General features: G+C 71.0%; 14 protein-coding genes and 1 tRNA gene. 12 read left to right on the top strand and 3 right to left on the bottom strand.

Translation table 11 applies throughout. The annotated features are described in order from the left end of the window. Entirely contained in the window at window positions 1–1,065 is a 1,065-nt protein-coding gene (locus BLW32_RS16640; protein WP_068743045.1) for a PQQ-dependent sugar dehydrogenase, read from the bottom strand. 219 nt (window positions 1,066–1,284) lie between these two features. On the opposite strand from BLW32_RS16640, the gene BLW32_RS16635 reads away from it, so the two are divergent. The 4 genes from BLW32_RS16635 to BLW32_RS16620 all read left to right on the top strand — a co-directional run bounded on the left by BLW32_RS16635 (window position 1,285) and on the right by BLW32_RS16620 (window position 3,388). Beyond that, a tRNA-Pro gene (locus BLW32_RS16635) sits at window positions 1,285–1,361 on the top strand. A gap of 102 nt (window positions 1,362–1,463) precedes the next feature. Continuing rightward, window positions 1,464–2,219, top strand: coding sequence for an NAD(P)H-dependent oxidoreductase (locus tag BLW32_RS16630; RefSeq protein ID WP_068743044.1), 756 nt, complete (start codon window positions 1,464–1,466; stop codon window positions 2,217–2,219). 7 nt (window positions 2,220–2,226) lie between these two features. Continuing rightward, window positions 2,227–2,667, top strand: a complete 441-nt coding sequence (locus tag BLW32_RS16625; RefSeq protein ID WP_068743043.1) for a nitroreductase/quinone reductase family protein — start codon at window positions 2,227–2,229, stop codon at window positions 2,665–2,667. Between the two features lie 52 nt (window positions 2,668–2,719). Next, complete coding sequence (locus BLW32_RS16620) at window positions 2,720–3,388, top strand: LpqN/LpqT family lipoprotein (RefSeq protein WP_083379600.1); 669 nt, start codon at window positions 2,720–2,722, stop codon at window positions 3,386–3,388. A 36-nt stretch (window positions 3,389–3,424) separates the two neighbouring features. On the opposite strand, the gene BLW32_RS16615 is transcribed toward BLW32_RS16620, so the two are convergent. Continuing rightward, the gene (locus BLW32_RS16615; RefSeq protein ID WP_068525808.1) at window positions 3,425–3,994 is read right to left on the bottom strand and encodes a maleylpyruvate isomerase N-terminal domain-containing protein; all 570 of its coding nucleotides are present in this window, start codon (window positions 3,992–3,994) and stop codon (window positions 3,425–3,427) included. A 52-nt stretch (window positions 3,995–4,046) separates the two neighbouring features. Between BLW32_RS16615 and BLW32_RS16610 the strand changes: the two genes are divergently transcribed. Then, entirely contained in the window at window positions 4,047–4,880 is an 834-nt protein-coding gene (locus tag BLW32_RS16610; protein WP_068743042.1) for an alpha/beta fold hydrolase, read from the top strand. 9 nt (window positions 4,881–4,889) lie between these two features. Here BLW32_RS16610 and BLW32_RS16605 read toward each other — a convergent pair whose 3' ends face one another. Beyond that, window positions 4,890–5,351 (bottom strand): OsmC family protein, encoded by a 462-nt coding sequence (locus BLW32_RS16605; protein ID WP_197467625.1) that lies wholly within the window; start codon window positions 5,349–5,351, stop codon window positions 4,890–4,892. Window positions 5,352–5,388: 37 nt separating this feature from the next. On the opposite strand from BLW32_RS16605, the gene BLW32_RS16600 reads away from it, so the two are divergent. From BLW32_RS16600 to BLW32_RS16570, 7 genes are all read left to right on the top strand, one after another. Continuing rightward, window positions 5,389–6,870: a M28 family peptidase gene (locus BLW32_RS16600; RefSeq protein WP_068743040.1), complete on the top strand. Its 1,482-nt coding sequence runs from the start codon at window positions 5,389–5,391 to the stop codon at window positions 6,868–6,870. Between the two features lie 68 nt (window positions 6,871–6,938). Continuing rightward, window positions 6,939–9,245: an accessory Sec system translocase SecA2 gene (secA2, locus tag BLW32_RS16595; protein ID WP_068525804.1), complete on the top strand. Its 2,307-nt coding sequence runs from the start codon at window positions 6,939–6,941 to the stop codon at window positions 9,243–9,245. 7 nt (window positions 9,246–9,252) lie between these two features. After that, window positions 9,253–9,879, top strand: a complete 627-nt coding sequence (locus tag BLW32_RS16590; protein WP_068743039.1) for a CDP-alcohol phosphatidyltransferase family protein — start codon at window positions 9,253–9,255, stop codon at window positions 9,877–9,879. A gap of 89 nt (window positions 9,880–9,968) precedes the next feature. Continuing rightward, the gene (gene gcvH, locus BLW32_RS16585) at window positions 9,969–10,373 is read left to right on the top strand and encodes a glycine cleavage system protein GcvH (RefSeq protein WP_068525803.1); all 405 of its coding nucleotides are present in this window, start codon (window positions 9,969–9,971) and stop codon (window positions 10,371–10,373) included. A 136-nt stretch (window positions 10,374–10,509) separates the two neighbouring features. After that, entirely contained in the window at window positions 10,510–10,950 is a 441-nt protein-coding gene (gene odhI, locus BLW32_RS16580; protein ID WP_068525802.1) for an oxoglutarate dehydrogenase inhibitor Odhl, read from the top strand. A 5-nt stretch (window positions 10,951–10,955) separates the two neighbouring features. Further along, window positions 10,956–11,690 carry a transcriptional regulator FtsR gene (ftsR, locus tag BLW32_RS16575; RefSeq protein WP_435594789.1) on the top strand — a complete coding sequence of 245 codons (735 nt, stop codon included), beginning with the start codon at window positions 10,956–10,958 and terminating at the stop codon, window positions 11,688–11,690. Between the two features lie 85 nt (window positions 11,691–11,775). Next, the gene (locus BLW32_RS16570; protein ID WP_068525800.1) at window positions 11,776–12,294 is read left to right on the top strand and encodes a bifunctional nuclease family protein; all 519 of its coding nucleotides are present in this window, start codon (window positions 11,776–11,778) and stop codon (window positions 12,292–12,294) included. Window positions 12,295–12,297 lie beyond the last annotated feature (3 nt).

Here is a 12,297-nt window from a genome sequence, read left to right as displayed (position 1 = left end):
CTAACGACCGCCCATCCGGACGATCCGGTCGTCGCCGGGCTGCGGGTCGCCGCGGCCGTCGGTGTTGTTGGTGAGGATCCAGGCGGAGCCGTCGGGCGCGCGCACCACGTCGCGCAGCCGGCCGAGGGTCTCGCGATACTGTTCGGTCGCCGTGCCGGGCGCTGCGAGCGGCACCGTCCGCAGTCGCTCCCCGCGGAGGTTCGCGATGAGCAGGTCCGGTCCAACGACGGCGATACCGCTCGGGCTCGCCGCCGACGTCGCCCACTGCTGCAGCGGGTCCACGAAACCCTCGCGGCGGCCGATGCCCTCGACCTCCGGCCAGCCGTAGTTCGCGCCCGGGCGGATGAGATTGAGCTCGTCCCAGGTGTTCTGGCCGAACTCGCTCGCATACAGTGCGCCGTCGGGCGCCCACGCCAGGCCCTGCGCGTTCCGGTGGCCGAGGCTGTAGACCAGGGTGTCGGGGAACGGGTTGTCGACGGGGCGCGCGCCGTCGGGCGTCATCCGCAGGATCTTGCCGCCGAACGCCCGGGGGTCCTGCGCGTCGTCGGGGCGCCCCGCGTCGCCGACGGTGGCGTACAGCATCCCGTCGGGCCCGAAGGCGATGCGGCCGCCGTTGTGGATCGACGCGGCGGGCAGGCCGGTGAGGATGGTGCGCGCGGGGCCGAGGCTGCGGGAACCGGGCGTGCCCTGGAGCGGCATGCGGGCGATCCGGTTGTCCGTCGCGGTGGTGAAGTAGGCGAACAGGTCGCCGTCGCGGACGGCGATGCCGAGCAGCCCGCCCTCGCCGCGCGCCGCGACCCCGTCGATCCGGCCGACCTCGCGGGGCCGCCCGTCGACGATCTCCACGATCCGCCCGCGGTCCCGCTCGCTGACCAGGGGAGCGCCGTCGGCGAAGGCGATCGACCACGGCGCGTCGAGGCCGGTCGCGATCGTGCTCTCGGCGGCTGAGGCCGCGCTCGACCGCGGTTCCGGGACGTCCGACGGTGCGCCGCCCGCGCAGGCTGCGAGCGCGGGCGCCGCGAGCAGCGCAACGATGACACCGCGGTACCGGATCGGGATGCGCATGCGTCCAGAGTAGGGCGGAACGTCCGATTCCACCGGCGTTGCGACGGCGATCGATGCTTGACTGGGCGCGCGGGTGAACCGGCCGGATTCGCGGGATGGGGTACCCGGGTGGGCGGCGGATCCGGCTGTTCTCCGACCACGCCGAGATGCTCGTCCCCAGGCGATTTCTCCTCAGCGCGACGCATGGGGTAATCTCCTACAGCACCGCGAGAGCGGCCACGGGCTGTGGCGCAGCTTGGTAGCGCACTTGACTGGGGGTCAAGTGGTCGCAGGTTCAAATCCTGTCAGCCCGACCAGAAGTCCCGAGACACACAGTGTCTCGGGACTTTTTGGTTCCGAGGGGTTGGGCGCAGCGAGGGCAGTGGAATCCCCGGCGGCCCCGCGGGGTTGCCTCTGACATGGGCGATGAACCGGAGAACGCGCACGCACTGTGGGTCCTCGCGCATCCGCGCGGCGATTCGCTCAACGCCACGCTCCGCGATGTGGGGGTGGCGCGACTACGGGCGGACGGTTGGTCGGTGGACGTGGCAGACCTGTACGTCGAGGGATTCGACCCGATCCTGGTAGACGAGGGCGGGGACGACGTCCGCGCGGAGCAGCGCCGCCTCCTCGCCGCGGACCTCGTGGTCCTGCAGTTCCCGCTCTGGTGGTACGGACCGCCGGCGATGCTCAAGGGGTGGATCGACCGGGTCTTCGAGCGCGGTTTCGCCTACGACGTGCCCGACCCGGCCACCGGCCGCAACCGCAAGTACGGCGACGGCGGCCTCGCGGGGCGGCGAGCGCTGGCCGTCGTGACCGCCGGCGATCGCGCGAACTCGATCTCGCCGCGCGGGATCAGCGGCGACGTCGAGGACCTGTTCTGGCCCCTGCTGCACGGCACGTTCTGGTACACGGGCATGGAAGCGCTTGCCCCGCAGCTCATCACGGATGTGCACGGAATCGACGCCGACGGGGCACGCCGCCTCGCCCAGGAGCTCGCCGAGCGGCTCGGCACCGTCGGGACCGAGGCGCCGATCCCGTACCTACCCATGACGGACGAGTACTACGACCATTCGATCGCCCTGCACCCGCACGTCGCGGCGGGGCTGGCGGGCGGGCCGGCGCACCGGCATCGCGAGGAAGGGCCGTGCCACGCGGGACCCCGGCGTGCATGATGAACGCATGAGTCTTTCTGACAAGGTGACGGAGCTCGGCGCGTGGGGCCTCGAGAACGGGCACCGCGCCCTGCTCGCGATCACGGGCGGCCGCTTCCCCAAGCGCGTGCTCGGCATGCAGACCCTGGAACTGCACACGATCGGCCGCAAGTCCGGCCAGCGACGCTCGACGATGCTCACGGCACCGATCTACGGGCCCGACCGCGTCGTGGTGGTCGCGTCCAAGGGCGGGCACTCGGACAACCCGGACTGGTTCAAGAACCTCGCGGCGAACCCCGACGTGGAGATCACGGTGGACGAGGTGACCAGCCAGTGGACGGCCAAGGCCGCCACCGCCGACGAGAAGGCGGGGCTCTGGCCGCAGATCACCAAGGCCTACAGCGGCTACGAGGGCTACCAGAAGCGCACCGAGCGCGACATCCCCGTGGTGGTCCTGACCCCGCGCTGACGCATCGCCGAATCCCGCCTCTCAACGCGGCGCGCGGGCTACCGTTCCGCACATGACGAATCGGCGTGTGAAGAAGGTCGCCACTGCGTTCGCGGTGCCGGCGGCAGTGGTCCTCGGCGTGACCGGTTGCTCGCAGTCCACGGGCGGCGATCCGGTGGCCGAGGGCACGTCCGCCACCGCCTCGGCGGCGCAGACCTCCGCGACCTCGACGGCCGCCAGCGCGGGGAACTGCACCGCGGTGTCCGGCCGCGTGCTGACGCTCCCGACGAAGGCGGCCGGCGAGCCCACGCTCGGGCTGCCGCAGCCCGCAGGCTGGGAGCGGGAGACCTCCCAGGACTCCGACGTGATCCGCGGCGCCATCGTGAACAAGGATCTGGTCACCGACGCGTTCGCCGCCAACGCTGTCATCACGCTCGAGAACGCCAAGGGCATGACGCCGCAGCAGGCGCTAGACTCGCAGGTCGATTCGCTGCGACAGGGCCTCAAAGTGACCGGCCTACAGCCCGTGCCCGGCACCTTGTGCGGCTACCCGAGCACCACCGTCACCTACACGATGCCGGGTAGCACGCCGAACCACCGGTCCACGACGGTGGCGGTCTCCATCCCCGACGGCGCGAACCTCTGGTCGGTCACCGTCACCGTGCAGTCCAAGATGCCCGACGACCCGACCTACCGCCGCGACTCGCAGGCGATCCTGTCGGGGCTGCAGATCACGAAGTGAGGACGGGGGCGGCGCCGAGCTCCGCGCCCCCGCTTGTCACTTGCCGAACGACGGATCCCGGCCGATGAACGCCATCAGGGAGGTGACCTCGTCGGTCCCCTCCGGTACCGGGATCGGGGTGCCGAACTGGCCCGACTCCTGCAGCATCGGTCCCATCGACTCGAGGCCGGCGTGCAGCGCCTTCGCGTAGGCCGGGTCGAGGTCCGGGGTGATGCCGTTCGAGCGGCCCAGGTCCCAGGAGTGCATGAAGACGTCGGCGGTGTAGAACTGGTCGACCAGCGCGTCGAGCTGCTTCTCCCCGAACATCTGCGTGGTGAGCACGCGCGAGGCGTCCGGCGCGTCGAGCAGCGCCTGCACCGCCTCCGTGAGCTGGCCGAAAGCCGCTGCCGGCTCCGCCGCGTCCGACGGCGCGCCGGGCAGTTCCACGCCGTTCATCGCGAGGAACCCGGGGAGCCATTCGACGAGGTGGCCGACCACCTCGCGGGCCTTCCATTCGGGGACGGGGGTCTGGGCGTCCCAATCGGTGATGGCACCGGCGACGCCGGCGAAGGTGGCCGCCGCCGCGCGGTGGCGATCGGCGGGGGAGAGCGTGCTGAGTTCGGTCATGGCGCCACTCTGGCACGGGCCACCGACAGGCACGTGGCCTACCGTGACATCCGTGACCGAACACCTCAGCATCCCCACCGCCGCGGGCTCCTTCGACGCGATCGCCGCCGGCCCGGAGGACGGACGCCCCGTGCTGCTCCTGCACGGCTTCCCCGAGGCCGCGATCGCCTGGCGATACCAGGTCGCGGCGTTGGGGGAGAGGGGATTCCGTGCCGTCGCCGTCGACCAGCGCGGCTACTCGCCCGGCGTGCGCCCCGAGCGTCCCGCCGAGTACGGGATCTCCGAGCTGGTGGCCGACGTCGTGGCGATCGCCGACGCCCTCGGCTGGGAGCGGTTCGACCTCGTCGGGCACGACTGGGGCGGCGCCGTCGCCTGGTGGACCGCCACCGACCACCCGGACCGCCTGCGGTCGCTCGCGGTCGTCTCCACGCCGCACCCGGCCGCCCTCGCCGTCGCGCTGAAGACCGACGAGGACCAGGCGAACCGCTCGCGGTACATGACCGAATGGCGCGCGACCCCGGCCACCGAGAGGGCCATGCTCGCCGACGACGCCCGCGCGCTGCGGCAGATCTTCGGGCGCGACGTACCCCGGGACGCCGCCGACGACTACATCCAGCGCCTGCAGGAGCCGGGCGCCCTGACGGCGGCCCTGAACTGGTACCGCAGCGGGCGCCCGCCCGCGGCGCTCGGCACCGTCGACACCCCGGTCCTGTACGTCTGGCCGACCGAGGACGCGGCGTTCGGCGACGTCGCCGCGCTCGGGACCGCCGCGCACTGCAGCGGGCCCTACCGGTTCGAGATGCTCGAGGACGTCTCGCACTGGGCGCCCGAACAGGCGCCGGAGGCGATCACGACCCTGCTGCTCGAGCACTTCGACGCGACCTGACCCGGCGCGCTAGCCGGGAACGATCTCCGGAGCGTGCGTCACCGGGCAGTTCAGCGACGCCGCGATGTAGCACTGCTCCCCGGCTTCGTGGTGCAGCGACCGGGCGAGCCCGGCGTCCGAGCCCGGCGCCAGCACCACCCGCGGGTGCAGCTCGATCCCGGTGAATCTTCCGCCCGCGCCGGGCGTCTCGACCATGGTGCCGACGGCGGCGTCCACGTAGTCGACGACCACGACGCCATGCCGCGCGCACAGCGCCAGGTACGAGAGCATGTGGCAGTTCGCCGCCGCTGCGACGAGGAGTTGCTCGGGGTTCCACAGCGCGGGGTCGCCCCGGAAGTGCGGATCGGCCGAGGCGTCGATCGACGCCTCCGCGGCGGAGCTGAGCCGGTGTTCGCGCGGGTAGGAGCGGTAGTCGGCGGTGCCCTCCGGCGACGACCATTCGATGTCGACCGAATAAGTGTGCTCGTTCACCCCGCAATCGTCCCCCGTTGTGTATCTAATGGGGAGCATGTTGCACAGGCGAAAGAAGTCCACCACCGTCCGGGTCGTCAGCGTGCTGGCGGCCGTGAGCCTCGTCGCGGCCGGCTGCGGCTCGTCCGGCGACGATGCGGCGTCGTCGAGCACGGCCGCCGGGTCGTCCTCGAAGGCCGCGCCCAGCAGCGTCGACCGCCCCGCCCCCGCGGGCGCCGCCGACGACGCCGGCGCGACGGAGAAGGCCCGCGCGCTCGCCGACGCCGTCACCCTCGACGGTGCCGTCAAGCACCTGGAGGCCTTCCAGGACATCGCGAACCGCAACGGCGGTAACCGCGCCCTGGGGTCGCCCGGCTACGAGCAGAGCGTCGAGTACGCCGAGAAAGTACTGCGCGAGGCCGGCTACAACCCGGTGCGCCAGGAGTTCTCCACGGCCGTCTGGTCCGCGTCGAAGGTCGACGTGCAGGCTGCCGGCGCGCCGGTGAAGGCCGCAGCGCTGTCCTTCTCGGGCGCCACGCAGGGCACCGTCACCGCCAAGGCCGTCGTCACGGGCACGCAGGGCTGCTCCGCCGCCGACCTGGAGAAGGTCACCGAGGGCTCCATCGCCGTGGTGCAGCGCGGCAAATGCACCTTCGGGGAGAAGTACAAGGCCGCCGCCGCGAAGGGCGTGAAGGCACTCGTCATCACGAACAACCAGGCGGGGGACTGGAAGGGCGGCACGCTCGGCCTCGACGACGGTGCCTCCATCGCCGTCGTGGGCGTCGCGCAGGACGCCCCGATCGCCGACGGCCAGGACCTCACGCTCACCGTCGACGCGAAGACGGAGAAGGCCAAGACCTGGAACATCCTCGCGGAGACCACGAAGGGCGACGACGCCAACGTCCAGATGGTCGGCGCGCACCTCGACGGCGTCACCGAGGGCCCCGGCATCAACGACAACGGCACCGGCTCCGCCGCGGTCCTGGAGACCGCCGCCAAGCTCGGCGCGGGCGCCGACGTCAAGAACAAGGTCCGCTTCGCGCTGTGGGGCGCCGAGGAGGAGGGCCTCGTCGGCTCGGAGCACTACGTCTCGGAGCTGGGCGAGGATCAGGCCGCGAAGATCAAGCGCTACCTCAACTTCGACATGCTCGGCTCGCCCAACGGCGGCTACTTCACCTTCGACGGCGACGGCTCCTCCAAGCTCGACGGTGGCGCCGGTCCCGCTGGTTCCGGCGTGATCGAGCAGGTCTTCCGGAACTACTTCGCGTGGCGCAACGTGCCGGTCGAGGCCTCCGCCTTCGACGGCCGCTCGGACTACGGCCCCTTCAAGGAGGTCGGCATCGCCTCCGGCGGCATGGACACGGGCGCCGACGGCAAGAAGACCGAGGAGCAGCAGCGCCAGTGGGGCGGCACCGTCGGCGACATCTTCGACCCGAACTACCACAGCCCGCGCGACACGATCGAGAACGTCAACCGCGACATGTACCGCATCGCGCTCGGCTCGGTCGGCTTCTCCACGGCGTACTTCGCGGCACTCTGACGCACCGGTAGTCTCGACTGCGCAAGCGGTCGAGTGATTCACAGTGCGTGATGTAGTGCGGAGGTCCGGTGGGCAGGTTCAGCAACAAGATGTGGAAGGTGCTCGGCGCGCAGAGCACACGGAACCAGTCCCGGTCCGTCGCGCAGATCGAGCAGTCCGCCGCATTCGACGAGTGGGCGCAGGGGCTCTCCGACGACGAGTTCCCCGATGCCGCGCTGGCGCTGGACGTCTACGCCGCCAAGTCGGACGATCGCGCGAAGTTCATCGCGATCGCCCGGGAGGGTGCCGACCGCGCCCTGGGCCTGCGCCCGTTCGACGTCCAGTTGCAGGGCGCCGACCGGCTGCTCGAGGGCGACGTGGTCGAGATGGCCACCGGCGAGGGCAAGACCCTCGCCGGGGCCGTCGCCGCCGCGGGCATGGCCCTCGCCGGCCGGTCCGTGCACGTGATCTCGCCGAACGACTACCTCGCGCGGCGCGACGCCGAGTGGATGAAGCCCTTCTTCGACCTGCTCGACGTCACCGTCGGCTACGTGGCGGAGTCCTCCACCCGCGAGGAGCGGCGCGAGGCGTACGCCAAGGACGTCGTCTACGGCTCGGTGAACGAGATCGGCTTCGACGTGCTGCGCGACCAGCTCGCCACCCGCGCCGAGGACCTGCTGTCCCCGAAGCCCGACGTGGCGATCGTCGACGAGGCCGACTCGGTGCTGGTCGACGAGGCGCTGATCCCGCTCGTGCTCGCGGGTTCCGTGAAGGGCGACGTGCCGCAGGCCGCGATCATGGAGGTCGTTGCCCGGCTGCGCGAGGGCAAGCACTACGAGATCGACGCGGACGGCAAGTCCGCCTTCCTCACCGACGACGGCGCGAAGCTGGTCGAGGAGGAGCTCGGCGGCATCGACCTGTACTCCGACGCGCACGTCGCTTCGACGCTGCCGCAGGTCAACATCGCGCTGCACGCCTACGCCCTGGTCGAGCGCGACGTGCACTACATCGTGCGCGACGGCCAGGTGAAGCTCATCAACTCCTCCCGTGGGCGCGTCGCCGAGCTGCAGCGCTGGCCGGACGGCCTGCAGGCGGCCGTCGAGGCCAAGGAGGGGCTCTCGCAGACCGACTCGGGTGAGGTCATCGACACCATCACGGTGCAGGCCCTGCTCCAGCGCTACGCGCTGGTGTGCGGCATGACCGGCACCGCGATCGCGGCCGGCGAACAGCTGCGCCAGTTCTACGACCTGGGCGTCTCGCAGATCCCGCCGAACACGCCGAACATCCGCGTCGACCAGCCCATGCGCGTCTACGACAACAAGGGCAACAAGGTCGCGGGGATCGTCGACTACGTGCGCGAGGTGCACGAGACCGGCCAGCCGGTGCTGATCGGCACCCACGACGTGGCGGAGTCCGAGGAGCTCGCGCACATGCTCAAGATCTCGGGCGTGATCGCGACGGTCCTCAACGCCAAGAACGACGCCGACGAGGCCCGGATCATCGCCGATGCCGGCACCAAGGGCGCGGTCACCGTCTCCACCCAGATGGCGGGCCGCGGCACCGACATCAAGCTCGGCGGCCACGACGCCGGCGACGAGAGCCCCGAGCACGACGAGGTGGCCGAGCTCGGCGGCCTCGCCGTCGTGGGCACCGGCCTGCACGACACCGAGCGCCTCGACCAGCAGCTGCGCGGCCGCGCCGGCCGCCAGGGCGACCCGGGCACGTCGGTGATCTTCGCGTCCGTCGAGGACCCGATCGTGGAGCGGCACCTGCCGCTGAAGCGCCCGCCGGGCGGCGCCGATCCCGAGACGGGCGAGTTCCCGCGCGGCAAGGCGGCCGACATGCTCGACTCTGCGCAGCGCGTCGCGGAGGGCGGCATGCTCGAGACCCACGCCAACACCTGGCGCTACAACCAGCTGGTCAACCAGCAGCGCGACCTGGTGATGGCGCGGCGGCACACCCTGCTGACCACCGAGCGACCGCTGGAGGACTTCGCGGAGCTGGAGCCCGAGCGGCTCGCGGAGCTGCGCGAGGCGGGCATCGAGGACGACGTCCTGGAGCAGGCGGCCCGCGAGGCGTTCCTGTACCACCTCGACCGCGCGTGGGCCGAGCACCTGGCGTTCGTCTCCGAGGTGCAGACCACGATCCACCTGCGTGCGCTGGGCCGGCAGTCGCCGCTCGATGAGTTCCACCGCCTCGTGATCGAGGAGTTCCGCAAGCTGCCGGAGGAGGCCGTGAGCCGGGCCCGCGAGACGCTGCGGGAGGCCGAGATCACCGCGGACGGGATCGATCTCGACGGTGCCGACCTCGGCCGCAACACGCTCACCTGGACCTACATGGTCCACGACAACCCGTTCGCCACGAAGGGCATGGCGAACATGTTCGGGATGATCTGAGCGGGACGTGAACGAGACCGGGGGATCCGCACCCGAGGCCGGCGGGGCACCGTCGACCCCGGGCGCGCCCCCGAGCCCGCTCAACGTGCCCAACGCGCTCAGCGTGCTGCGCCTGCTCGGCGTGCCGCTGTTCCTGTGGCTCCTGCTGGTCGAGCACAGCGACGCCTGGGCGCTGGTGGTGCTCATGGTGTCGGGGTTCACCGACTGGCTCGACGGCAAGCTCGCGCGGCTGCTCGACCAGCAGACCCGGCTGGGGGAGCTGCTCGACCCCGCCGCCGATCGGCTCTACATGATCGCGGTCCCGATCGCCTTCGGCATCCGCGGGATCCTCCCGTGGTGGGTGATCGGGCTCCTCATCGGCCGCGAGGTGGTGCTCGCGGGGACCGTGCCCTTCCTGCGCAGCCGCGGTATCACCGCGCTGCCGACGCTGTACCTCGGTAAGGCCGCGACCTTCGCCCTCATGTACGCGCTGCCGATGCTGCTGGCCGGCACCTTCGACAACACGCTCGGCGCGGTCATGCACCCCCTGGGCTGGGCGTTCCTCATCTGGGGCCTGGGCATGTACTGGTGGACCCTGGCGCTCTACTGGTGGCAGACGGTGCTGGTGGTGCGTGACCTGCCCCGGGTGCGGTAACCGGGGGGTGTGTTGCTCAATCATCATGCCGCCCACTAAGTTGTAACCCGCTGCGCGGCCCCGCTCAGCCCTCGCGAAAGGACATCACGTTGAGTGCCAGCTTCCCCGGAGAACTGCTGTACACCCCGGATCACGAGTGGCTGCTGAAGAAGAGCGAGACCGTGGTGCGGATCGGGATCACCGATTTCGCCCAGGATCAGCTGGGTGACGTGGTCTTCGTGCAGCTGCCCGAGGACGACGCCGAGGTCGCCTCCGGTGATTCGTTCGCCGAGGTGGAGTCCACCAAGAGCGTCTCCGACATCTACGCGCCGCTGTCCGGCACCGTCGTCGCGATCAACGGCGAGCTCGACTCCAGCCCCGATCTGATCAACTCGGATCCGTACGGTGAGGGATGGATCGTCGAGATCGAGGCGGCGTCGCCCGAGGACCTCGAGGCCGCCCTGGGCGAGCTGCTCGACGCCGACGCGTACAAGGCGCTGACCGCCGAGGCGTGAACGCCTTTCCTTAGAACGGCTTTAGAGCCGACGAATCCGGCCGCCTCCGAGGCGCCGGGCACGGTACCGTGGACCCTACGTCCATCAGGTGTCGTGAACTACAGACCTGTGCAGTAATCACTGACGAAGGAGCGATGTGAGCGAGAACGACAAGGGCAACGAATCGGCCCCCGTTGAGACCACTTCGGTGTTCCGCGCCGACATCATCCGCGAGATGGACGCCTCCGGCGGCCCCGAGAACGATGCGCCCGTCCAGGGCCTCGACAACCTCCCGGCCGGCGCCGCCCTGCTCGTGGTGAAGCGCGGCCCGAACGCGGGTTCCCGCTTCCTGCTGGACCAGGAGACCACCTCCGCCGGCCGCCACCCCGACAGCGACATCTTCCTCGACGACGTGACCGTGTCGCGTCGCCACGCGGAGTTCCGCTCCGTCGAGGGCGGCTTCACCGTCGTCGACGTGGGCAGCCTGAACGGTACGTACGTCAACCGCGAGCCGGTCGACGCGTCGCCGCTCGCGCACGGCGACGAGGTCCAGATCGGCAAGTTCCGCCTGGTCTTCTTCGTCCCGGCGGCCGGCTGACCCCAGTGACGGCCCCACGCCAGGAATCGGCGGCCCCGAGCGCGATGTCGATCGGGGCCGTCCTCGAACGCCTTCGTGACGAGTTCCCGGACGTGACCATCTCCAAGATCCGATTCCTCGAGTCGGAGGGGCTGGTCACGCCGGACCGGTCCCCGTCGGGGTACCGGCGGTTCTCGCCGAAGGATTGCGAGCGGCTCAAGTACGTGCTCACCGCGCAGCGCGACTACTACCTGCCGCTGAAGATCATCAAGGAGCAGCTGGACGCGCACGACCGGGGCGAGGCCGTCGAGGGCCCCGCTCCGCGCGCGCCCCGCGCGCTCGCGGCGGTGTCGTCGAAGACGGCGCCCGCCACCGACTTCTCGGCGCGCCGGCAGACCCGGATCAGCCGCGCCGACCTGCTCGCCCGTTCCGGGGCGGACGAGGCCTTCCTGCGGGAGCTGGAGCGCTCGGCGCTGCTCACCTCCGGCAAGGCGGGCTTCTTCGACGAGGACGCTGTCGCGCTGGTGCAGGCGGCCAAGGCGCTCGCCGAGTACGGCCTGGAGGCGCGGCACCTGCGCGCCTTCAAGACCTCCGCCGACCGCGAGGCCGGCCTCATCGCCCAGATCGCCAACCCCGTCGCCCGCGGCGGGGACGCGGGGGCCGCGGAACGTGCCGCCGAGCTGGTGCGCGAGCTGGCCGCCCTGTCGGTCACCTTCCACACGCAGTTGGTCAAGGCCGCGGTCAAGGACGCGGTGCGCTGACGCCGTCCCCGGGCCCGGCCCGCTTCGCTCCCTGGCAACCGGGCGTCCGCGCTCGATCCCGCTGCCGCGCCGGTAAGCTGGAACCATGATCGAGATGACCGTCGCGGGCATCCGGATGGACCCGCCGCAGAACGATCCCGTGCTGCTCCTGCGGGAGGTCTCGGGCCCCCGGTACCTGCCCATCTGGATCGGCCAGGGGGAGGCCACGGCGATCGCGATCAAGTTGCAGGGCGTCGAGCCGCGCCGTCCGCTCACGCACGACCTCATCGTCGACCTGCTCGAGACCTTGGGTCGCTCGGTCACCGAGGTGCGGATCACGGGGCTCCAGGAGGGCACGTTCTTCGCGGACCTCGTGCTCGACGGTGACCAGACCGTCTCGGCCCGGCCGTCGGACTCCGTCGCGATGGCCGTGCGGCTCGAGGTCCCGATCTTCGCGGAGGAGGAGGTGCTCGCCGAGGCGGGCCTCCTGCTCCCGGACGAGGAGATCGACACGGAGGCAAGCGAATCCGCTGAGGAGCCGCCCGCCGACGAGGAGGTCGAGGCGTTCAAGGAGTTCCTCGATTCCATCTCGGCCGACGATTTCAAGGCGCCCGGCGACTCCTGAATC

The sequence above is a fragment of the Tsukamurella tyrosinosolvens genome (assembly GCF_900104775.1).
Lineage (GTDB): Bacteria > Actinomycetota > Actinomycetes > Mycobacteriales > Mycobacteriaceae > Tsukamurella > Tsukamurella tyrosinosolvens.
The sequence above is the reverse complement of the archived record's forward strand: the minus strand, read 5'-3'. Positions and strand labels throughout refer to the sequence as shown.

Coding starts and splice junctions, on each gene's coding strand:
- BLW32_RS16570 (WP_068525800.1), top strand. CDS start 11,776: ATGATCGAGATGACCGTCGCGGGCATCCGGATGGACCCGCCGCAGAAC.
- BLW32_RS16625 (WP_068743043.1), top strand. CDS start 2,227: ATGAGTCTTTCTGACAAGGTGACGGAGCTCGGCGCGTGGGGCCTCGAG.
- BLW32_RS16615 (WP_068525808.1), bottom strand. CDS start 3,994: ATGACCGAACTCAGCACGCTCTCCCCCGCCGATCGCCACCGCGCGGCG.
- BLW32_RS16630 (WP_068743044.1), top strand. CDS start 1,464: ATGGGCGATGAACCGGAGAACGCGCACGCACTGTGGGTCCTCGCGCAT.
- BLW32_RS16600 (WP_068743040.1), top strand. CDS start 5,389: ATGTTGCACAGGCGAAAGAAGTCCACCACCGTCCGGGTCGTCAGCGTG.
- BLW32_RS16620 (WP_083379600.1), top strand. CDS start 2,720: ATGACGAATCGGCGTGTGAAGAAGGTCGCCACTGCGTTCGCGGTGCCG.
- BLW32_RS16640 (WP_068743045.1), bottom strand. CDS start 1,065: ATGCGCATCCCGATCCGGTACCGCGGTGTCATCGTTGCGCTGCTCGCG.